The organism is Streptomyces sp. NBC_00212 (genome assembly GCF_045206365.1).
Lineage (GTDB): Bacteria > Actinomycetota > Actinomycetes > Streptomycetales > Streptomycetaceae > Streptomyces.
In genome coordinates, this window is record NZ_CP108115.1 from 1076200 (window position 1) to 1096141 (window position 19942).

Here is a 19942-nt window from a genome sequence, read left to right on the forward strand (position 1 = left end):
GGGCCGTACGGGTCACGGGGGCAGGCCCCTACCGGCCCGCCTCCCCCTGCGCTATCTCGATCCCGCCGTGCAGATCCGCGGCAGCCTCGATCGCCGAGGCCGCCGAGACGCACAGGCAGCCCAGCAGGACGGCCGCTATCAGGCGGGCGCCGCGCGAGCGGGGCAGTCGGGCCGCGGGGCGGCGGTCGAGCAGGGCCGCGACCCTGCGCGGCACGGGCCCCGCCGCCGCGGCGAGCGCCGCGCGGGGCCGGGCAGGGCCGGGTGCGGCGGCCCGGGACGCGAGGGCGGCGCGGCCGATCGCGCGCGCGGCGAGCTTGCGGTCGCCCACGGCCCCGGCGGCGTACTCGTCGGCGGACCGCTCCAGGGCGAAGGCGAGTGGCGCGCGCAGCGCACGCAGTGACGGGTGGCAGTGCGCGGCGAGTTCGGCGGCGGCCAGGAACAGGTGGTGGCGGCCGACGAGGTGGGCCCGCTCGTGGGCGAACAGGGCTTCGCGTTCGGCCGGTTCGAGGGCGCGCAGCATTCCGGTGGTGACGACGATGCGCCCCGGGCGGCCGGGCAGTGCGTAGGCGTCGGGACTCGGGTCGCGCAGCACGGCGAGCTCACCGGCCGCGGGCCCCAACTGGCCGCGGGCGGCGCGCAGTTCGGCGAGATGGCGCCGCGCGGTACGCACCAGGGCGACCCCCGACACGGCGACCAGCCCGGCCGCGACGGCAGCGGCGGGTATGGCGAGCCAGGCCGGGAGTGCGTCCAGCGGGGCCGTCAGGTTTTCGAGGGTGGCGAAGAAGGGCAGTCGCAGCGCCCCGGCCAGCGCGATCAGTCCCAGCGCGGCGGTCGAGCAGGCGGCGAGGCCGGTGGCCGCGGTGGCGAGGAGCCAGGCGGCCGGGCGGGGCGGCAGGGCCTCGGCGAGCCGGCGCGCGGCGGGCACGGCGAGGAACGGCACGAGCAGCGGGATCCATACCGAGAAGATCATCGCCCGTCACCCCCGGAGTCCTCCAGGAGCGAGCGGAGCAGCTGCTCGTCCTCGTCGCTGAGCTGGGAGACGAACCGGGCGAGCACCGTCGAGCGGTCTTCCTCCTTCGCCAGCTCGGTGTGCATGCGGCGGGCGGTGAGCCCCGGAGCGTCCTCCGTCGGGGTGTACGCGTAGCCGCGCCCGGCGCGCTGGCGGGTGACCGCGCCCTTGTCGTGCAGGCGGGTCAGGATCGTGGTCACGGTGGTGCGGGCCAGCCTGCCGCCGAGCTCGGCCTGGACCTCTCCGGGGGTGAGCGGTGTCCCGGCGGCCCAGAGCGCGGCGAGGACACCGGCCTCCAGTTCACCCGCGGGGCGTCGCGCGTCCCCGTGCCCGACGTCTCCCGTGGCTGTCATGGAGCACTCCTCCCGCTTCGTTCGTCTACAGTGCCGTAGACCGTCTACATCACTGTAGTCAGCCGGGCCGTGCGCATCCTCGGACGAGCGGCCCGACCACCATTATGGGAGGGCCCACTGACATGGCAGTCGTACCCCTGTTCGCAGCCTCGGCCCCACAGGCCGTGAACGTCCTCGACGCGGGCTCGCTGCTGTCCGCGTTCGGCGCGCTCGGCATCGCCGTGGTGCTCTTCGCCGAGACCGGTCTGCTCGTCGGCTTCCTCCTTCCGGGCGACTCCCTGCTCTTCACCGCGGGCCTGCTGTGCGTGCCCGGCGGCAACGGGCCCGTGTCGCTCTCGCTGCCGCAGGTCCTGATCTGCTCGGTGGCGGGCGCGCTCGTCGGCGCGCAGGTGGGCTACTGGATCGGCCGCCGCGGCGGCCGCGCCCTGCTGGCCCGCAGCAGGTCCCGCAAGCTGCACGAGGGGGCGGCCCGCGCCGAGGAACTGCTCGCCAAGTACGGACACGCGAAGGCGATCGTCCTCGCGCGCTTCGTGCCGATCGTCCGCACCGTGCTCAACCCGCTCGCGGGCGTACTCGGCGTACCGGCCCGGGTCTTCGCCCTCTGGCAGATCGCCGGCGGGGTCGTGTGGACCTGTGCGCTGGTCCTCGGCGGCTACGCGCTCGGCTCCTCCGTGCCGAACGTCGACCGCTATCTGCTGCCGCTCGTCGCGCTGGTCGTGGCCGTCTCGCTCACCCCCGTCGCCCTGGAGCTGCTGCGCGCCCGCCGCGCCCGTACGGCCACCGAGGATTCGCGCTGATGCACTTCGACGACGGCCTGTACACCCGGGTCACCGACCTGGCACACCGCGCTCCCGCGCCGCGCCCGTCGTGGAGCGGCTGGGCGCCACTGCGCTGCGGCCACCGGTGACCGCTCGATGACTTCGGCTCGGCGCACGGGCACGGCGGCCTGCGTGCTGCTGCTCCTCTTCGTGCTGCTCACGGTGCTCGTCGCCGTGCGCCACGGCGCGCCGCTGCCCGGCGACCGGGCCCTGCACCGCTGGCCGCTCGATCACCGCCCGCCGGTCGCCGTGGCCACCGCCCGCGCCGTCACGGCGACCGGCACCGGCGCGCTCCCCTACGCCCTGGCCGTCGTCGCGGGCCTGATCGCGGGCCGCGACACGAAGCGGCGCTGCTGCGCGGCGGCCGGTGCGCTCGCGGTGCTCCTCCTGGGCCAAGCGGTGCGGTACGGCCTGATGTCGGCCGTCGCCCGCCCGCGCCCGGCCGTGATCGACTGGGCGACCACGGCATCCGGCCACTCCTTCCCCTCCGGGCACGCCACCACCAGCGCGCTCACGGCCGGACTGCTCGTCTGGGCGCTCGCTACCCGCGCCTCGGCCGCCCGCACGTCGGCCGCCCGCACCTCGGCCGCCCTGCTGCTGCTCTGGGCAGCCTCGGTCGGCCTCTCTCGGATCTACCTCGGCGTGCACTGGGCCAGCGACGTGCTGGGCGGCTGGCTCTTCGCCTCGCTCTGGCTCTGCCTCGCGGCCCTGGCCACGGCTCCCCTCGTACGCGCGCGAAGGGCGGACCCCACCTCCGCGTCCCGGGCCTGACCGGCCCGCGCCCCAACTCCCGTGTCCCGCACTCCACTTGGGGACGCCCGCGAACTCCTGGCCAGCAGGCCCCCGTTCAGGGGCGTCCAGTCCTCAGCAGGCGGCCATGCAGACCCCGCAGTAGCGGTCGGCGTTGGTCAGGTCCGCCTTCAGCGGGGTCGCCGCCTCCTGACGGGCGAGACTGCGTCCGCACAGGGTGGTGGGGTCGTCGGTGCTCATCACGTGCCACAGGAGAGCGCTGCGGTCGTCCGCGCCCGCCCGGTCGAGAACCGCTTCCGCTCGCAGTTCGCGCATGGTGTGCTCCCTCCGCCCCGGACCGCGCCGGGGCCGCTTTCCGCTCTGCGTGGCGCGGCCGCCTGCGTTCGCGGCCGCGCGGAGCCGGCGCACCCTCGCACCGGCCGACCCGACCGGGGCCCGCTTCCCTGTTCCGAGCAGACCCCGGGGTCCCTGCGCCCGCCTCCCGGCGCCGCCCGAACCGCCCTGCCGAATCCGGCGTGTTGCACTTGACGGCATACATCGCCGCAGGATGCGACGGTCAGGCCGGATCCGGGCAAAATGCGGAACCCGGCGCCCGATCGAGTGATCACGCCCGGGTGCCCGTCAACTGCGCACCCCTTATGCCGTCTTGACACACTCCGGATCAGGCCGCCTTGAAGTAGGCGTTCCAGCCGCCCGGGGGCGCCTGCCCCACTTCCAGGGCGCGGAGCCGGTCGAGCACTTTGGGATCCTGCGCATCGAGCCAGTCCACGAACTGGCGGAACGACACGAGACGTACGCCCTCCTTCCCGACCATCCCCTTCAGCGCCTCCTCGACGGCGTCCATGTAGATGCCGCCGTTCCACTCCTCGAAGTGGTTGCCGATGTAGAAGGGCGCGCGGTTCGTTTCGTACGCGCGATTGAAGCCCGCCAGATACGAGGCGGTGGCCTGCTCCCGCCAGCCGGGATAGCGCGAGGGCATGCCTTTGGTGGTGTTCTTCGACTGGTTGGCGAGGATGTTGTAGTCCATCGACAGGACCTCGAAGGAGTGCCCGGGGAACGGGATGCCCTGCAGCGGGAGATCCCATACGCCCTGGCGCTTCTGCGGCCACTTCTGCCGGCCACCGGGAGAGGAGGCGTCGTAGCGCCAGCCCCGTTCCCTGGCGGTGGGCAGCAGGTTCTCCTGGCCGAGCAGACACGGGGTGCGGCCGCCCACGAGTTCCTTGTGATAGTCGAACGGCAGCGGGTCCTCGTCGGTCCAGCCGGTGTTGGTGCGCCACTCGGTGACGAAGGAGACCGCCTGGTCGATCTCGCTGTGCCACTGGGCCGCCGTCCAGTTGGCGACCGATCCCGAGCCGTCGCAGAAGTGGCCGTTGAAGTGCGTGCCGATCTCGTGACCCTCCGACCAGGCCTGTCGGGTGTATTGCAGGGTCTCCTTGAGGTGCGCGTCGGTGAGGTAGCCGATGTCGGAGGCGCCGACGGGGTTGTTCGGCGGCTTGTAGAGGCTCTTCTTCGACTCGGGGAGCAGATACAGGCCGGACAGGAAGAACGTCATGCCGGCCCCGTGATTTCTGGCCAGTTCGAGGAAGCGCGGGAAGAGCCCACTGCCGACCTCGCCCGCGCCGTCCCAGGAGAAGATCACGAACTGCGGCGGGGTCTCGCCCGGTTCGAGCGGAACGGGCTTCCCGGGCTGGTTCGGCTGCTTCCCCGTGTCCGCGGTCGAACCGTCACCGATCAGCCTGGCCTGCGGCTTTGCCGGTTTCGCGGGGGCCGGTCCACGCACCGGCTGGCCAGGCCGGCCCGAGCCGTCACCCCCCGATGACCCACACCCGGCGAGCCCCGCCACCGCGACCGCCCCAAGTCCCGCGCCCAGCAATCCCCTTCGACTGATGTCTGGCATGCCTGCTCCCGTCACTCATCCCACGGACCCCTGATGTGTAGACCGGATAGCCCTGAATTAACCCGATATCCATACAAATTGAGCCGCCCGCTGCTTCACACAGACCCCGCGGTCACCACGCGTAACCACCCATCAACTCAGCGTCCCCAGACCGCTCGAAAATGGCCTGACCAGCGCCACTCCCGCCGCGGCCGCCCACCCACCTCGACTCACGCCAGACAAGGCGCGCCGTTCACCATTCACGTCATCTTGACGATAAGAAGGTGCCGCATCTATCGTCGAACTGACGAAAAGAAAGGGGTTCCGGCATGGCCGACATCTCCAGGCGCTTCGGCAGGCGCCATCTGCGTTCCGCACCCACCTCGCACATCCGGCACCACAGGAACGGCCGGCCCGCCCACGACGGGGTCGGCCTGAGCTTCTGGTTCAAGCCGCTCAGCGCCGCCCTGTCCGAAGTGCCGGTCAACGACCGGGAACTGGCCATGGCCTTCCACGCCCGTACCGCCGACTTCCAGGACGTCACGGTGCAGGCGACGGTGACGTACCGGATCAGCGAGCCGGGCAGCGCCGCCGACCGGCTCGACTTCTCGATCGATCCGGACACCGGGATCTGGCGCGGCGACCCCCTGGAGCAGTTGTCGACCCTCCTCACCGAGACGGCTCAGCAGCACGCCCTCGACGTGCTCGCGCGCACCGAGCTCGCGGCCGCCCTGGCCGACGGTGTCGCCGCCGTACGGGAACGGATCGCGGCCGGGCTCGCGGCGGAGCCGCGGCTGCCCGAGACCGGCATCGAGGTGGTGGCGGTCCGCGTCGTCGCGATCCGCCCCGAGCCCGAGGTCGAGCGCGCACTGCGGACCCCGGCACGCGAGCGGATCCAGCAGGAGGCGGACCGGGCGACGTACGAGCGGCGGGCCGTGGCCGTCGAGCGGGAGCGGACCATCGCCGAGAACGAACTCGCCAGCCGTATCGAACTGGCCCGCCGCGAGGAGCAGTTGGTGGAGCAGCGCGGCACCAACACCCGGCGCGAGGCGGAGGAAGCGGCGGCGGCTGACGCGGTACGCACGGAGGCGGAGGCCGCCCGCACGGTGCGGCTCGCCCGGGCCGAGGCCGAGGCGGCCCGCGCGTCGGGCGAGGCCAAGGCTGGGGCACAGGCGGCCTGGCTCCAGGTGCACGGCGAGGCGGACGCCGCGACGCTGCACGCCCTGGCCGTGACCCGGCTGGCCGAGAACCTGCCCCGGATCGACAGCCTCACCCTCTCCCCCGACGTGCTCACCACGCTCCTGGACCGGCTCGGCCGGGGTGAGCGGCCGTGAGCCTGGCGCCGCGGGCGGTCCTGGTCCACCGCACCTCGGAGTACGAGGAGTTGCTGGCCCGGCACGGCACCCACGGCCAGGCCGACTTCTTCCTCTCCTCGCGGGGCCGCAGCATCCGCGAGGTGGCCGAGCGGCACCACCGGGCGCTGCGGGCGCCGGCCGACGTGGCGGTGGCGATTCCCCCGCAGTGGCGCCAGGCCCGGGTCGAGCGCGCCGACCTCGACCGCTTTCTGTTCGCGCCGCAGGACGTGATCGTGGTGGTCGGTCAGGACGGTCTGGTCGCCAACGCCGCCAAGTACCTGTCGGGGCAACCGGTGATCGGCGTCGACCCCGAGCCGGGGCGCAATCCGGGTGTTCTGGTGCGCCACCGTCCGTCGGCCGCCGCGGCGCTGCTGCCCGCGGCGGCCGCGCGCGGCTGCGCGGTCGAGGAGCTCACCATGGTGGAGGCGCTCACCGACGACCGCCAGCGGCTGCTCGCGCTCAACGAGATCTACCTCGGCGCGCCGGGCCACCAGAGTGCCCGCTACCGCATCGGTCCCGACGACCCGGCCGCGGCCACCGAGGCACAGGCCTCCTCCGGCGTCCTGGTCGGCACGGGCACGGGGGCCACCGGCTGGCTGCGCTCGCTGTGGCAGCAGCGCGCGAACGCCCCGGCGCTGCCGGCCCGGGCGGATGCCCGCCTCGTGTGGTTCGTTCGCGAGGCGTGGCCCTCTCCGGTGACCGGGACCTCGCTGGTGGACGGCGAGTTGTCCCGCTCCGAGCGGCTCCGGATCACTGTGGAGTCCGACCGCCTGGTCGCGTTCGGGGACGGCATGGAGAGCGACGCGCTGGACCTGACGTGGGGCCAGTCGGTGAGCCTCGGCGTCTCGGACACGGCGCTGCGGCTGGTGGGTTGAGAGCCTGGGTCTGAATTCCGTCCGGATCGGACAGGGACTCCGAGCAGCGATCGGCCGCGCGTCAGCGGGCCGTGACGGTCGATTGTCAGTGGCGTACGGCATCGTGAACGGTGAGCCCGTACTGCCGAGGGAAGGCTGCCGATGACCGCCACCGCCCTGATGACGTCCCATGAACGCTCCGCCGCCCAGGCCTATCTGCGCCTGTTGAGTACCGTGCGCGCCGCCCTTGACTCGCCTTCGGACCGGCCGCTCGGCCCGCTCGCCCTCGAAGGGGTCATCGCCGAGGCGGACGACGCGCTGGCGCGGGCCGGGCTCGCGGGCAACGAGGCCGAACTGTTCGCGCTCGTCGGCAGTCTGCACACCGGCGGGGCGCCCACGCAGGGGAAGCCCCGCCCGTGACCGCCGCGGCGGGTGACCGCGTCAGCGCTTGTGGCCGACGCCGCCGTACATCGCCACCTCGTCGGGGAGCGTGTCGCCCACCTCCGGGCGCCAGCGCGAGCACGACACCACGCCGGGTTCGAGCAGGTCGAGTCCGTCGAAGAACCGGGCCACTCGCTCCGGGGTTCGCTGCGTCAGCTTCGGCGTGCCGTGCTCGTTCCAGAACGCCACCGCGGCGTCGACGTCGGGCATCGCCGGGCTGGTGATGGTGTGCGAGAGCACGAGGTAGCTGCCCGGGGCGAGTTCCTTCATCAAGTCGCGTACGAGCCCGCGCGCCTCGGCCTCGTCGGGGATGAAGATGACGACGCCGAGCAGCATGAGGGCGACCGGCTTGCTCAGGTCGAGGGTCTTCGCCGCGTGTTCCAGGATGCCGGCGGTGTCCCGCAGGTCGGCGTCGAGGTAGTCGGTGCGCCCTTCGGGGGTGCTGGTCAGCAGGGCGCGGGCGTGCGCGAGCACCAGCGGGTCGTTGTCGACGTAGACGATCCGGGCGTCGGGTGCGATCCGCTGGGCGACCTCGTGGGTGTTGTCGGCGGTGGGCAGTCCGGTGCCGATGTCGAGGAACTGGCGCACCCCCCGGTCGGCCACCAGATGACGCACAGCTCGCCCGAGGAACAGCCGGTCGGCCAGGGCGTAGTCGCCGATGCCCGGGTGGAGCGATCTGATCTGGTCGCCGACCTCGCGGTCGACGGGGTAGTTGTCCTTGCCGCCGAGCCAGTAGTTCCAGATCCGGGCGGTGTGCGGCTGTGCGGTGTTGATGCGGTCGCGCACATGGTCGGGCGTCGACGAGGGGGCGGGGTTCTCGGTCACGGTGGCGTCTCCTGGAGGTACGGCGCTGCGTCAACGGCCAATCTAGATACTCGTGTTGCGAACTGTCACAGAGAACGTGCCGCGGCGCACAGGTGTCTCAGGGAGCCGACAGTGGCGGACCCCGGCCTCTCCGCACGCGGGAGCTCGCCCTGCCCGGCGCCGCCCACCGTTGAGTCCCCTCCCTGCAGCATGAACCGCCTCGCCGCGAGGAGCCACATCTTCGCCCATGTCCCTTTGCCAGCAAGCCTGTTGGAGGACTGGTAGGAAACTTTCCTGTCCTATACGATTCCCGCGGCGGCTTGGCGCGGTGCCCGAACTCCCCCGTGGGCATGACGCGCTCAGCGAGAGCTCTGATCCGGCCGTCGCGACGCCGCCCCCTGCCCCCTCCACAAGGGCAAGGGGTGCGGCGCCGCGAGCTCCGGTGTCCAGCTCTCGCCACCCCGAAGGCAGGGAGTCCAGGTATGCGCCTGAACGCCTTCGCTCCACCTTTCTCGCCACCGCGCCGCCCCACCGTGGGCCTCGCAGTCGCCGCCGTCCTCGTGCTCGTCGCGGGCCTGCTGCTCACGTGGCCCGACCGGGCCGGAGCCGCCGCCGACCCCCTGATCTCCCGCGACAGACCGGCGACCGCCTCGTCCGTCGAGAGCTCGACGCTCGGTCCGCAGAACGCCGTCGACGGCTCGGCCACCACCCGCTGGGCCAGCGCCGAGGGCAAGGACCCGCAGTGGATCCAGGTAGACCTCGGCGCCACCGCCGACGTCACCAGAGTCGCCCTCACCTGGGAAGCCGCGTACGCGAAGGCGTACCGCGTGGAGTCTCCGCCGACGGCACCACCTGGACCCGACTCGCCGCCGAGACCGCCGGGAACGGAGGCGCGGACGACTGGACCAGCCTGTCCGGCAAGGGCCGCTACGTCCGCGTGTACGCCACGGCCCGCGGCACCTCCTACGGCTACTCGCTGTACGACTTCGCGGTGTACGGCACCCTCCGCGGCACCACACCGCCGACCGGCGCCTTCACCGTGGTCGCCGCAGGCGACATCGCCGCGCAGTGCACGGCGTCCGACAGTGGCTGCGCCCACCCCAAGACGGCGGCCCTCGCCCAGAAGATCAATCCGCGGTTCTACCTGACGATGGGCGACAACCAGTACGACGACGCCCGCATCGCCGACTTCCGCGCCTACTACGACAAGACGTGGGGCGCCTTCAAGGCGAAGACCCACCCGGTGCCCGGCAACCACGAGACGTACGACCCGGCGGGCACCCTGTCCGGCTACCAGGAGTACTTCGGCGCGATCGCCTACCCGCAGGGCAAGAGTTACTACAGCTACGACGAGGGCAACTGGCACTTCATCGCCCTGGACTCCAACTCCTTCGACCAGAAGGCCCAGATCGACTGGCTCAAGTCCGACCTGGCCCGCAACGGCAAGGGCTGCATCGCCGCGTACTGGCACCACCCGCTGTACTCGTCGGGCGGACACGGCAACGACCCGGTCAGCAAGCCCGTCTGGAAGATCCTTTACGACGCGAAGGCCGACCTCGTCCTCAACGGCCACGACCACCACTACGAGCGTTTCGCCCCGCAGAACCCGGACGGGAAGGCGACCGCCGACGGCATCGTGGAGATCGTCGGCGGCATGGGCGGCGCCGAGCCGTACCCCATCGAACAGGTCCAGCCCAACAGTCAGAAGCGGATCAGCGGCCAGTACGGCGTGCTGAAGCTCGACTTCAACGACGCGGGCTACACCTGGAGTTACGTCGGCACCGACGGCCAGATCAAGGACTCCGCACCGAACTACACCTGCCACTGATGTAGCTGGCGACCACCGGTCGCCGGGACGCGCCGCCCCCGTCCGCCACCGGCGGGCCCGGGCGGCGCGTCCCCGCCACCGTCCTCGCGCTCGGCACGGTCAGCCTCGTCACCGACGTCTCGTCCGAGATGGTCACAGCGGTCCTGCCGCTCTACCTCGTGGTCGGCCTCGGCCTCTCACCCCTCCAATTCGGCTTCCTGGACGGCCTGTTCAACAGTGCGGCGGCCGTCGTGCGCCTGCTCGGCGGACACGCCGCCGACCGCGGCGGGCGCCACAAACGCGTCGCAGGCCTCGGCTACGCCCTCTCCGCCTGCTCCCGCCTCGGCCTGCTCCTCGCGGGCGGCGCGACCGGCCAGATCGCGACGGCGCTCGCCGTCGACCGGGTCGGCAAGGGCATCCGCACCGCGCCCCGCGACGCGCTGATCACCCTGAGCAGCCCGCCGCACCTGCTCGGCCGGGCCTTCGGCGTGCACCGCGCCATGGACACCACGGGCGCGCTGCTCGGCCCGCTCGCCGCGTTCGCCCTGCTGTGGGCGACGGCGGACGCCTACGACGCGGTGTTCGTCGTCAGCTTCTGCACGGGCCTGCTCGGCGTGCTCCTGCTCGTCCTGTACGTACCGGCCCGGGCCGCGCCGACGGAGTCATCAACTCCCCACCGAATCAAGCCACTTGGAGCCCTGCGCAGCGCCGCCTTCCGTCGGATTCTGTGCGCCGCGGCCCTGCTCGGCGCCGCCACCGTCGGGGACTCCTTCGTCTATCTGCTCCTGCAGCGCGGGCTCGACATCCCGGTCGGCTGGTTCCCGCTGCTTCCTCTCGGGTCCGCGGCGGCCTACCTGCTGCTCGCCGTCCCGGCGGGCCGCATCGCGGACCGGGTCGGGCGGCGGCTGCCGTTCCTGTACGGCCATGTCGCGCTGCTCGGCGTGTACGCGCTGCTGCTCATCCCGGCCGGCGGCCCCGCCCTCGTGATCGTCGTGCCCGTGCTGATCCTGCTCGGGGTCTTCTACGCGGCCACCGACGGCGTGCTCATGGCACTGGCCGCGCCGAGCCTGCCGGACGGCGGCCGGGCCGGCGGGCTCGCCCTGCTCCAGACCGCTCAGGCGCTGGCCCGGCTCCTCGGCACGGCGGGGTTCGGTGCCGCCTGGACGGTGTGGGGGCCGGGCCCCGCGCTGTGGATGGCGGCCGTCGCGCTGCTCGTGTCCCTCGCGGGCAGCTGGGCGCTCCTGCCGGGCACCCCGACCCCCGATCCGGAAAGGCCCACCGCATGAGCCCCCGCGCGAAACTCGCCGTCGTGGTCGTCGCCGTCCTGCTGCTCGCCACCGGCTCGCTCGGCTATGTACTGCACTCGGCGCACCGAGGACCCCAACAGGCCGCCGCCGACGGCTCGTTCACCTTGGAAGGCCCGGGCCTCTACTTCCGGGACACGGCCACCGGGCGCATAGCCCGCCAGCCGCTCGGCGCGCCGCGGGGCGCCCGCACCGGCGGCGGCCCGGAGTGCGAACGGTTCTACGCCGCCGGGGACACCGCGGTGTGCCTTCGACGGGAGCCCGGGGTGCCGCCGCGTGCGTACGCCGTCATCCTCGACCGGCGGTTGCGCGAGGTACGCCGGATCGCCGTCCCCGGCATCCCGAACCGGGCCCGGGTCTCCGCTTCGGGGCGGATGCTCTCGTGGACCGTGTTCGCGGTCGGCGACTCGTACGCCACCACGGCCTTCTCCACCCGCACGTCGATCCTGGACCTGCGGACCGGCTATCTGATCAAGTCGATGGAGGAGATTCCGCTCACGCTCACAGGGGCCCGTTATCACGCGCCCGACGTCAACTACTGGGGCGTGACGTTCGCGCGCGACGACAACCGGTTCTACGCGACTGTCTCGACGAAGGGGCGGACGTATCTCGTGGAGGGGAACATGGCGGCCTGGTCCGCCAAGTCCCTGCGGGAGAACGCCGAATGCCCCTCCCTCTCCCCCGACAACACCCGTATCGCCTTCAAGAAAAAAGTCTCGGACGGCCCCGCCGCACCCTGGAGGCTGTACGTCCTCGATCTCGCCACGCTGAACGAACACCCTCTGGCCGAGCGGCACAGCGTCGACGACCAGGCGGCCTGGCTCGACGACCGCACGGTCGCCTACGCGCTGCCCGGCCGGGCAGGACGGGCGAGCGACGTGTGGACCGTGCCGGCCGACGGCAACGGCGCGCCCCGGCTGTCCGCGGCGGGCGCCTCGTCTCCCGTCGCGGTGCGCTGAGCTACTGCCCGAGGCGCACCGGTATCTCCTGCCAGCCGAAGGCGATGAAGGACGGGACTTGTTTCAACTCTGCTGCTTTTACGGCGAGTTGAAGGTTCGGGAAGCGGTCGAAGAGGGCCGGGAGGGCAGTGAGGGCTTCCATCCGGGCGAGCGGGGCGCCGATGCAGCGGTGCACGCCGATGCCGAAGGCGAGGTGGTCGTCGGCGCCGCGGGCCGCGTCGAAGGAGTCCGCTTCGGCGCCATAGTGCGCCGGGTCGAGGCCCGCGGCCGCGTACGTGGTGATGATCGCGTCGCCCGCCGGGACGGTGACGCCGTCGACGGTGATGTCGCTGATCGCGAACCGCAGGGGGAGGTTGGCGATCGAGGGGTGGACGCGCAGCGTCTCGTCGATGACGGCGTCCCAGCCGATCGCGCCCGAGCGGACGGCGGCGAGCTGCCCGGGGTCGTCGAGGAGCGCGACGACGGCGTTGCCGATGAGGTTGACCGTGGTCTCGAACCCGGCGCCGATGACCACGAGCAGCGTATGGAGGAGTTCCTCGGCGCTGAGCCGGTCGCCGTCCTCGTTGCGCACCCTGATGAGTTCGGTCGTCATGTCGTCGCCGGGCCGCTCGGTCTTGTACGCGACGAGGGCGGGGAGCACGGTGGCGATCTGCTCCTGCACGAACGCGGCGTGCCGCGGGGTCGGGTCGGAGGTGTCCATGATGGCGGCGATCAGCGCCCCGGTGGACTCGGTCAAGTGGTCCGGAACGCCGAAGAGTTCGCAGATGAGGCGCATCGGCAGGGGGTGGGCGTAGCCCGACTTGAGGTCGACGGGCCCGCCGGACGCGGCGGCTTCGCCGAGGCCGTCGAGGAGTTCGGCGGTGATCGTCTCGACCCGGCCGCGCATCGCCTCGGTACGCCGCGCCGTGAAGCTGGGGGCGACGAGTTTGCGCAGCCGGGTGTGGTCGGGCCCGTACGTGGACAGCATGTTGATCACGCCGACCCAGCCCAGGATCCAGCCCCACTCGGGGTGTTGGCCCAGCTCCGCGAAGAGCGCCCAGTGACGGCGCGGGTCCTTGCTGACCCGGGGGTCGAGGATCAGCGCCTTGAGAGTGTCGTAGCCGGTGGGCGCCCAGGCGGGGATGCCGCCCGGCAGAGTGACCGGAACGATCGGCCCGAGCGCGCGCAGGCGGGCGCTCTCGGCGGCTATGTCCGCCCCGAACGGGTCGAGGGGCACACGGGAGCCCTTCCCCGGCGTCTTCACACTCTTTTCCAGGGCGTCCGCCACCTGGCCGAAAAAAGCCGCGTGGGCGCGGGCGCTGCACGGGGATTCGGGGTTCCAGGGCAGGACGCGGGACCCGTTCTCCAGGGCGCGCCACGCCGCGTCGGACCGCAGCTCGTCGAGCGGGGCCGCGTTCGACCGGACGTCCACGAGGGCTATGTCGGGCCGCAGTTCGGCCGCCGTCGGCCATCCTGTCGTGCACCAGTTGGCGCCCGCTCCCTCTCCCGGTTCGACGAGATCCACGCCGTACTGCGCGAGGGCCCGCAGCTCGGGCCAGGCCTGTGGGCGCGCCAGGTGGACCTCGGACGCACTCGCCGGGGAGAGCGCGAGGACGCGCGGCCGGGGCGTTCGCGCGGCGGCGGCACGCAGCCGGTCCTCGGCGGCGAGCAGCGCGTCGCCGTTCTCCTCCGGAGCCCCCAACGACCGTGCCAGGTCGGCGAATCGGCCCCGTATGCGGGTCGGCGTGTGCGCCTGGCCCACGTCCAGGACGGCCACCGGGACCCGCTCCTCCAGGTGCTTGAGCGTCTCGGGGTCGAGCCCGTACACCTGGCCGCCGCCGTAGCTGACGGCGACGACGAGGTCCGGCCCCGGGGCGAGCAGCGCTTCCACGTCAAGGTCCGCTCCCGCACCCAGATAGCCGACCTCGTCCAGCGGCAGCGCGCCGGACTTCGCCGGGTCGGGTTCCGCACCGTCGTGGAAGGACCCGAACACCGCGACGGGGCGTATCCCCAGGTCCTCCAGCGTTGCGCCGGCCTGTATGTAGGCCACCACCCGGGACGGAGGTGCCGGCGCCGCCGACATCTGTCCGCGGTCGTCCGAGAATCGCCAGGCCGTCTGCTCCATGACGTCATCCGCCCCCAATGCGGTCGCGTTGCCGGCTCGTGCGAAGCCGGTTCCCCGCTTGACTGCCCAACGCGCGGGATCGTCACGCAAGTTCCCGCTCCCAGCCGTCAACTGCCGCTCGGGGCAAGGAATTTCGCGCCCCGGTCCCAAGTGTGGAGCACGCCGTTTTCGCCGGGCTGCCCCGGATCCGGCACAGCGGCACACGGCCCAGCAGGCGCCGCCGCGATCCCCCCGCTGTAGTGCGGGAACCCGCCCGGGCACAACCCGTACCGCCGGACCGCCCGGCACGGCCGTTTCGAGCCGTACGCGGAGGATGTGGGCGACGGCGGGCCCGGGGGCTTCTAGTCTGCGGGGCCATGAACACGACACGCCTCGTAGGTCTCGGCCTCGCCGCGGTCCTCACATGCGCCGGCGCCCTGTTGTTCAGCGTGGACACCCCGGCGAACGCCGACACGGCCGATCTGACGTTCAGCACCGACAGGGACGCGGTCCTTCCCGGCTCCACCGTGGACCTGACGATGACGCTCACCAACACGCAGTCGACCGAGATCCGGTTCGTCTACCAGTCGATCCAGCCGACCTGGGACACCAGCGGCCAGGCGGGCCTCAAGTACGCACTGGTCTCCTGCGAGACGGCGGGCGCCGACTGCAAGGACGCCGCCAAACTGGGCCTCAACTACGGGGTCCCGCTGGCCCCCGGGGCGAGCCGCACGGTGACCCTGACGTACCGCATCGCCGCGGACTCCACCTGCGGGCGCACCCTGGGCTTCTCCTCGTACCTCTACTACGAGTACGGCAGCGGCCTGTTCTCCACGAGCGACACCTACGGCACGCCGGACATCCGGGTCGACTGCCCGCCCGCACACTCCTGAGCCCTCACCCGGCACGGCCGTGGCCCCGGCATCGATGCCGGGGCCACGGGCTGCTACCGGTGCGTCAGCGCGTGGCGCCGCGGAAGCGTCGGTAGAGCACTCCGCCGCCCAGCAGCAGCGCGGCCGACGCGGGGATCGCGAGGCCGATGCCGTCGGCGCCGGTGTGGGCCAGTGCGGACCCCTGAGCCACGGGCGTCGCGGGGGCGGCCCGAACCGGTGCGGGCCCCTGGAGCGCGGGAGGAGCCGCCGGGTGGTGGTGAACCGGCGTGGAGCGGTTCACCGAGGTGTTGCCGACGGCCGGGTTCAGCGCGCCGACGACGCTGACCGAGTTCCCGGAGATGTTGACGGGGAGATCAACAGGGAGCTGGAGGCCGTTGCCCGAGAGCACCCCGGGTGAATCCTTTCCTCGCCCGGAGGCGGAAGCTCCGCCGGTGTTGCCGGAGTGCGCGGAACCCGCCTTGGCGCCGTGGTGGGCGCCCGAGACGTTGGCGCACGTGTTGCCCGCGCTGGGGTTGAGCAGTCCGAGCACGTCGACGGTGTTCCCGCACACGTTGACCGGGACGTTCACCGGAAGCTGCACGGAGTTTCCCGCCAGCACGCCCGGGGAGGAGTCAGCGCTGCCGTCGGCGTTGGAGTCCGCGTAGGCGTAGCCGGTCGCGGCCAGCACACCGCCCGCGGCCACCGCCGTGACCAGGCCTTTCATGGCGACCCGTCTCATTGGTTTCCTGCCTTCCGGAGGTTGTCGCGGGCCACTCGCCCGCACCGCCATCAACTCCGGAGAGACCGGAGGGGTTATGCCTAATACGCCTTTCACCCCATCGAGTGGCCTGATTATCGATTTGAGTCGGATACATGAGGTTTACGGCGTTATGTGCATGAATATCCGCCTGCGAGAATGCGCCGCACCCATGATCGAACAGGTCCGGGGGCGGCCCCCGACCCACGTGCGTCCCATGGCAGGATCGACCGGAGGTCGGTGGGGAGTCCCTGGCCGGAGCGGGTCTGGGGGTTGAAGGTGAGCGGGGACACGGAAGCCCGGGTGCGGGTCGCGGGGCCGGAACCGGCGCTCGCCGGAATTCGGCGACCCGTCGCCGCCCCGGCGCCGCGACCGCCCGGTCGAGCCGAACGCAGCCTCAAGAGCTTCGTACGTTTCCTCGGACGGAATCTGCTCCGCGAATTCCGTTCCATCGTCGCCGAGCCCGTGCGCGAGTTCGTGCGGCGCGGCCTGTCCGGCGTCCTCATCGCGATCCTGGCGTCCGCCGCGGTGCTCTCGCTGCACGCGGTGGACCAGTACCGCACCGGCGCCGTACTGGTGCGGCTCACCTCGCACGTCCGGGGCGACATCCCGATCCCGCTCGTGCTGCTGCGCACGCCGCTCTCGCTGTTCGTCCCGGCCCGCGACATGCCGGCCCTGCCGGGCATCCCCGTGCTGTTCCTCGGGTTCGCGCTGGCCCAGCTGGTGCTGGGGCTCCGGCGGACCCTGGTGGTGGCGTACGCCGTCTCGCTCGCGGGCACGATCAGCGCCCGGGTCATGATCGCCGCGGGGCCCGGCTGGTGGGGGCTGCCGCCGGAGGCGGCCCATGTCGTCGACACCGGGGCGTCGGCCGCGGTCGTGGGCCTCTTCGCCCATGTCGCCACGGTGAAGCGGGCGCCCGTGCTGTTCTTCTTCGCGGTCACCCCGACCGTGATCAGATCCTTCGAGAAGCCGAACCTGGCGGGCCGCGAGCACATCGTCGCCATCACGGTCGCCGTGGTCCTCGGCTTTCTCGCCACCCGTAAGCCCAGGAGGACGGCACCCGTCGACCTGGCCCGTCCGGCCTGAGGCCGGGGCGCGCTCTCACTCGTCCTCGTTGCCGCCGCGCGTGCACGCCACCACACCGGCCACATCGGCGAACCGGGCGGTCAGGACGGCCGGGTCGGCGCGGCCCACCGCCGAGATCAGCACCTCCGCCGTGTCCCCGGTGCCGCCCACCCTCAGCATCTGGAGCCCCGCGACGGTGAACCCGGCCCGCTCGCACTGCTCCATGAGCTCTTGAAGCAGACCGGGCCGCTGCTCGTACGCTATCCGGAAGGTCGACGCCACGGACCGCATCGCGGGCAGCCGGTGGACCATCGGGCGAACCACGTAGGCGGCGACGAAGTACGCGGCGGTCGCCAGGATCGAGAGCAGCGGCAGGCCCGCGGCCGCGGCCGCGCCCACGGCCGCCGTCAGCCAGATCGTGGCCGCCGTGGTGAGGCCCTGGACGGAGCCCCGGTGCACGAAGATGACCCCGGCGCCGATGAAGCCGACCCCCGACACGATCTGCGCCGTCACACGGGACGGGTCGAGCTCGATGGTCCCGGCGTGCAGGACGTCGGCGAAGCCGTACTTGCTGACCAGCGTGAACAGGGCCGCTCCGACGCCGACCGTGGTGTACGTCCGCAGCCCCGCGGCCTTCTGGCGGATCTCCCGCTCCAGGCCGATGGCCGCGGAGAGCAGGAACGCCAGGCCGAACTCACCGGCCTGGAGCCAGCCCTGCCCACTCGGCTCCAGCGCCCCGGCCGCCAGCAGCACCATCCTGTGCCCCTTCCCACTCGGGCCGCGCCCACCTCACGAACAGGCTCTCCCTACCCATACAGCCACGATCCATGGCGTCCCGCCCGCCTGATTCAGCGGCAGCGCAGCGCGGCGTACAGGTCGAGCTTGTGCTCCAGGCGGGAGAGGTCGCGGCCGGTGAGGACCTCGATGCGCTGGATGCGGTAGTGGACGGTGTTGACGTGCAGGTGCAGGGCCTCGGCGGTGCGCGCCCAGGATCCGTTGTGCGCGAGGAAGGACTCCAGGGTCTCCCGGAGCATCTGCGAGGAGGCGTTGCCGTCGTCGGCCAGGGGCCCCAGGACGCGGTCGTGGTAGGCCGCCCGGACGTCGGCGGGGATGCCGGCGAGCAGCCCCTCCAGCGTGGTGAGGTCCGCTACGGAGCCGAGCCTCGGCCCGTCGGGCGCCTTCGAGCGTGCGGTGGCGAGGGCGTAACGCGCGCCGGTCAGGCTGGAGTTGAGCCGGTCCGGCGAGGTGACCTCGGCGCCGATGCCGCCGTGCAGCGGGACGAGGGGCGCGCAGGCCTGCACCACCGCCCACAACTCCCCCAGTTCCGCGGCCGGTTCGGGGCCGCCCTGGACCACGGCCACCGCCTCGCCGTGCGGGAGACGGCCGAGGGCGAACGGACGGTCCGGGATGTGGCGCAGCGCCTCGGCGAGGGCGTCCGCCGCCGCGTCCTGGTCGGCGTCGGTCCTCGCGGCGGCGGTGACGACGCGGAACGGGCCGTCGTGGGACAGCCCGCAGGCGGTGAGCCCGGCCCGCAGCGCGGAGAGATCGGCGGTCCGCGCGTCGATGAGCCGGACCAGGTCACCGGCCCTCCGCCGGGCCTCCTTCCGCGCCCGGTCCCGGCCGTACCGGTGGTCCGCGAACACGTCGGCCGTCTCGTGCAGGAGGCGGGGCGGGACGGTGGCCGCGTCGGCGAGGTGCAGGTGCCAGCTGTCGTAGGCCGAACTGTCGGTGTCTATCCGCAGGGTGAGCCCGTCGGGTGCGCGGCGCAGCAGCTCCCGGGCCCGCTGCGCGGGGATCGCGGGAGCCTTCGGGGTGCGCGCGACGGTGCGCCCGGTCGGTGTCAGTACGTAGCAGTCCGGGGTGCCGAGGTGGGCGAGCGCCCGGTCGAGCAGGACGTCGGGTTCCGCGCCGGCCCGGACGAGGTCGCTGAGCTCGCTGCGGACGTTCTCGGGCAGGGCGTAGCGGTGCGAGGTGGGCCGCCTGCTGAGGTCGCCCCACTGGCGCAGATAGACGGCCTCGGTGATGGCGCGGAAGTTGGTGCGCGAGGGCACGGCGAGAAGCGGGATGCCGTTCTCGCGGCACGACCGGGTCAGCTCGTCGGGCACGGCCCCGTGCGTCTCCTCGCCGGCCAGCAGGGCCGCCGCGCCCGCGGTCGCCAGCGCCGAGACGAAACGGCTGATTTTCTCCGTCCCGCCCCCGGGGCTCCACCACACCAGACCGCTCAGAACGACCTCGCCCGGCCGCAGGAAGCGGGTCGGGTCCTCCAGGTCGGTGGCGGTCACCCCGGTGATCTCCCGGACGAGCTGCTTCTCCTCGCCCCAGAGCAGTTCCAGGTCGAGGGATTCGAGACGCAGGAGGTCTTCGACGTGCATGAGTGGCTCCTTGGTGCGGGTGCCGGGCCGCTGGCACCGGTTCTCGCATTCACCAGGTGAATATGAGTATCTGCATCGTAGATGCAAGGCGAGCTGGCCGATATACCTCTTGTTTGATCCTCCAGAGATGGCTCTGTCCGATGGTGGTTTTCCGTGTGACGCACCAGTCGCGGCGGACCCGGCCACGTTGCTTCACTCATCCTGTGAACGGGCCGCGGGCAACCGCGGTCGAGGGTGTGGATGCCCCCGGACCGTCAACGCCATTCCGTACGGCGGGGGTTCCCCGATGGGCAGGGGATCAGAACCGCCCCGGAAACGGCGAAAGGCCGCATCGGAATGATTCCGATGCGGCCTTCGACTACGACTCGTTCGAGTCGGGACGACAGGATTTGAACCTGCGACCCCTTGACCCCCAGTCAAGTGCGCTACCAAGCTGCGCCACGTCCCGGTGCCCGTCTGACCT

General features: G+C 72.3%; 19 protein-coding genes, 1 tRNA gene and 1 pseudogene. 11 read left to right on the forward strand and 10 right to left on the reverse strand.

What is annotated here, in order from left to right; all coding sequences use genetic code 11:
• Positions 1 to 28: 28 nt before the first annotated feature.
• Positions 29 to 970, reverse strand: coding sequence for a M56 family metallopeptidase (locus tag OHA17_RS04980; RefSeq protein ID WP_406504396.1), 942 nt, complete (start codon positions 968 to 970; stop codon positions 29 to 31).
• Positions 967 to 1362 carry a BlaI/MecI/CopY family transcriptional regulator gene (locus OHA17_RS04985; protein ID WP_053730928.1) on the reverse strand — a complete coding sequence of 132 codons (396 nt, stop codon included), beginning with the start codon at positions 1360 to 1362 and terminating at the stop codon, positions 967 to 969. Before OHA17_RS04985 ends, OHA17_RS04980 begins: the two co-directional genes overlap by 4 nt.
• A 122-nt stretch (positions 1363 to 1484) precedes the next feature.
• On the opposite strand from OHA17_RS04985, the gene OHA17_RS04990 reads away from it, so the two are divergent.
• Positions 1485 to 2159 carry a DedA family protein gene (locus tag OHA17_RS04990; protein ID WP_398872807.1) on the forward strand — a complete coding sequence of 225 codons (675 nt, stop codon included), beginning with the start codon at positions 1485 to 1487 and terminating at the stop codon, positions 2157 to 2159.
• A 117-nt stretch (positions 2160 to 2276) separates the two neighbouring features.
• A complete protein-coding gene (locus OHA17_RS04995; RefSeq protein WP_406504398.1) occupies positions 2277 to 2951 on the forward strand; it encodes a phosphatase PAP2 family protein in 675 nt (224 codons plus the stop codon).
• A gap of 93 nt (positions 2952 to 3044) precedes the next feature.
• On the opposite strand, the gene OHA17_RS05000 is transcribed toward OHA17_RS04995, so the two are convergent.
• The gene (locus tag OHA17_RS05000; RefSeq protein ID WP_398872803.1) at positions 3045 to 3245 is read right to left on the reverse strand and encodes a hypothetical protein; all 201 of its coding nucleotides are present in this window, start codon (positions 3243 to 3245) and stop codon (positions 3045 to 3047) included.
• 346 nt (positions 3246 to 3591) lie between these two features.
• A complete protein-coding gene (locus tag OHA17_RS05005) occupies positions 3592 to 4827 on the reverse strand; it encodes a hypothetical protein (RefSeq protein WP_406504400.1) in 1236 nt (411 codons plus the stop codon).
• Between the two features lie 308 nt (positions 4828 to 5135).
• Here OHA17_RS05005 and OHA17_RS05010 point away from each other — a divergent pair, with 308 nt between their 5' ends.
• The 3 genes from OHA17_RS05010 to OHA17_RS05020 all read left to right on the forward strand — a co-directional run bounded on the left by OHA17_RS05010 (position 5136) and on the right by OHA17_RS05020 (position 7435).
• Positions 5136 to 6140 carry an SPFH domain-containing protein gene (locus tag OHA17_RS05010; RefSeq protein ID WP_406504402.1) on the forward strand — a complete coding sequence of 335 codons (1005 nt, stop codon included), beginning with the start codon at positions 5136 to 5138 and terminating at the stop codon, positions 6138 to 6140.
• Complete coding sequence (locus OHA17_RS05015; protein WP_406504404.1) at positions 6137 to 7036, forward strand: hypothetical protein; 900 nt, start codon at positions 6137 to 6139, stop codon at positions 7034 to 7036. The genes OHA17_RS05010 and OHA17_RS05015 overlap by 4 nt, the downstream gene beginning before the upstream one ends.
• 141 nt (positions 7037 to 7177) lie before the next feature.
• The gene (locus OHA17_RS05020; RefSeq protein ID WP_053730935.1) at positions 7178 to 7435 is read left to right on the forward strand and encodes a hypothetical protein; all 258 of its coding nucleotides are present in this window, start codon (positions 7178 to 7180) and stop codon (positions 7433 to 7435) included.
• A gap of 21 nt (positions 7436 to 7456) precedes the next feature.
• Here OHA17_RS05020 and OHA17_RS05025 read toward each other — a convergent pair whose 3' ends face one another.
• Positions 7457 to 8281: an SAM-dependent methyltransferase gene (locus tag OHA17_RS05025; RefSeq protein ID WP_406504406.1), complete on the reverse strand. Its 825-nt coding sequence runs from the start codon at positions 8279 to 8281 to the stop codon at positions 7457 to 7459.
• Positions 8282 to 8742: 461 nt separating this feature from the next.
• On the opposite strand from OHA17_RS05025, the pseudogene OHA17_RS05030 reads away from it, so the two are divergent.
• The 4 genes and pseudogenes from OHA17_RS05030 to OHA17_RS05045 all read left to right on the forward strand — a co-directional run.
• Positions 8743 to 9033: pseudogene (locus OHA17_RS05030) on the forward strand (discoidin domain-containing protein); the annotation flags it as partial.
• On the forward strand, positions 9003 to 10088 hold the full coding sequence (locus OHA17_RS05035; RefSeq protein WP_406504408.1) for a metallophosphoesterase: 1086 nt from the start codon (positions 9003 to 9005) through the stop codon (positions 10086 to 10088). The pseudogene OHA17_RS05030 and the gene OHA17_RS05035, both read left to right, overlap by 31 nt.
• Positions 10089 to 10216: 128 nt before the next feature.
• On the forward strand, positions 10217 to 11353 hold the full coding sequence (locus tag OHA17_RS05040) for an MFS transporter (protein WP_406504410.1): 1137 nt from the start codon (positions 10217 to 10219) through the stop codon (positions 11351 to 11353).
• A complete protein-coding gene (locus tag OHA17_RS05045; RefSeq protein ID WP_406504412.1) occupies positions 11350 to 12330 on the forward strand; it encodes a TolB family protein in 981 nt (326 codons plus the stop codon). Before OHA17_RS05040 ends, OHA17_RS05045 begins: the two co-directional genes overlap by 4 nt.
• Position 12331: 1 nt before the next feature.
• On the opposite strand, the gene OHA17_RS05050 is transcribed toward OHA17_RS05045, so the two are convergent.
• A complete protein-coding gene (locus OHA17_RS05050; RefSeq protein ID WP_406510634.1) occupies positions 12332 to 13573 on the reverse strand; it encodes a cytochrome P450 in 1242 nt (413 codons plus the stop codon).
• Between the two features lie 1217 nt (positions 13574 to 14790).
• On the opposite strand from OHA17_RS05050, the gene OHA17_RS05055 reads away from it, so the two are divergent.
• Positions 14791 to 15306 (forward strand): hypothetical protein, encoded by a 516-nt coding sequence (locus OHA17_RS05055; RefSeq protein ID WP_406504414.1) that lies wholly within the window; start codon positions 14791 to 14793, stop codon positions 15304 to 15306.
• Positions 15307 to 15370: 64 nt separating this feature from the next.
• Here OHA17_RS05055 and OHA17_RS05060 read toward each other — a convergent pair whose 3' ends face one another.
• Positions 15371 to 16024 carry a chaplin gene (locus OHA17_RS05060; RefSeq protein ID WP_406504415.1) on the reverse strand — a complete coding sequence of 218 codons (654 nt, stop codon included), beginning with the start codon at positions 16022 to 16024 and terminating at the stop codon, positions 15371 to 15373.
• A 297-nt stretch (positions 16025 to 16321) separates the two neighbouring features.
• On the opposite strand from OHA17_RS05060, the gene OHA17_RS05065 reads away from it, so the two are divergent.
• Positions 16322 to 17128: a hypothetical protein gene (locus tag OHA17_RS05065; protein ID WP_406504417.1), complete on the forward strand. Its 807-nt coding sequence runs from the start codon at positions 16322 to 16324 to the stop codon at positions 17126 to 17128.
• A 15-nt stretch (positions 17129 to 17143) separates the two neighbouring features.
• Here OHA17_RS05065 and OHA17_RS05070 read toward each other — a convergent pair whose 3' ends face one another.
• The 3 genes from OHA17_RS05070 to OHA17_RS05080 all read right to left on the reverse strand — a co-directional run bounded on the left by OHA17_RS05070 (position 17144) and on the right by OHA17_RS05080 (position 19927).
• On the reverse strand, positions 17144 to 17863 hold the full coding sequence (locus tag OHA17_RS05070) for an MgtC/SapB family protein (protein ID WP_406504419.1): 720 nt from the start codon (positions 17861 to 17863) through the stop codon (positions 17144 to 17146).
• A gap of 92 nt (positions 17864 to 17955) precedes the next feature.
• Entirely contained in the window at positions 17956 to 19479 is a 1524-nt protein-coding gene (locus OHA17_RS05075) for a helix-turn-helix domain-containing protein (protein WP_406504421.1), read from the reverse strand.
• A 374-nt stretch (positions 19480 to 19853) separates the two neighbouring features.
• A tRNA-Pro gene (locus OHA17_RS05080) sits at positions 19854 to 19927 on the reverse strand.
• Positions 19928 to 19942: the final 15 nt, after the last annotated feature.

Coding starts and splice junctions, on each gene's coding strand:
- OHA17_RS04980 (WP_406504396.1), bottom strand. CDS start 970: ATGATCTTCTCGGTATGGATCCCGCTGCTCGTGCCGTTCCTCGCCGTG.
- OHA17_RS04985 (WP_053730928.1), bottom strand. CDS start 1,362: ATGACAGCCACGGGAGACGTCGGGCACGGGGACGCGCGACGCCCCGCG.
- OHA17_RS04990 (WP_398872807.1), top strand. CDS start 1,485: ATGGCAGTCGTACCCCTGTTCGCAGCCTCGGCCCCACAGGCCGTGAAC.
- OHA17_RS04995 (WP_406504398.1), top strand. CDS start 2,277: ATGACTTCGGCTCGGCGCACGGGCACGGCGGCCTGCGTGCTGCTGCTC.
- OHA17_RS05000 (WP_398872803.1), bottom strand. CDS start 3,245: ATGCGCGAACTGCGAGCGGAAGCGGTTCTCGACCGGGCGGGCGCGGAC.
- OHA17_RS05005 (WP_406504400.1), bottom strand. CDS start 4,827: ATGCCAGACATCAGTCGAAGGGGATTGCTGGGCGCGGGACTTGGGGCG.
- OHA17_RS05010 (WP_406504402.1), top strand. CDS start 5,136: ATGGCCGACATCTCCAGGCGCTTCGGCAGGCGCCATCTGCGTTCCGCA.
- OHA17_RS05020 (WP_053730935.1), top strand. CDS start 7,178: ATGACCGCCACCGCCCTGATGACGTCCCATGAACGCTCCGCCGCCCAG.
- OHA17_RS05040 (WP_406504410.1), top strand. CDS start 10,217: ATGGTCACAGCGGTCCTGCCGCTCTACCTCGTGGTCGGCCTCGGCCTC.
- OHA17_RS05045 (WP_406504412.1), top strand. CDS start 11,350: ATGAGCCCCCGCGCGAAACTCGCCGTCGTGGTCGTCGCCGTCCTGCTG.
- OHA17_RS05055 (WP_406504414.1), top strand. CDS start 14,791: ATGAACACGACACGCCTCGTAGGTCTCGGCCTCGCCGCGGTCCTCACA.
- OHA17_RS05060 (WP_406504415.1), bottom strand. CDS start 16,024: ATGAGACGGGTCGCCATGAAAGGCCTGGTCACGGCGGTGGCCGCGGGC.
- OHA17_RS05070 (WP_406504419.1), bottom strand. CDS start 17,863: ATGGTGCTGCTGGCGGCCGGGGCGCTGGAGCCGAGTGGGCAGGGCTGG.
- OHA17_RS05075 (WP_406504421.1), bottom strand. CDS start 19,479: ATGCACGTCGAAGACCTCCTGCGTCTCGAATCCCTCGACCTGGAACTG.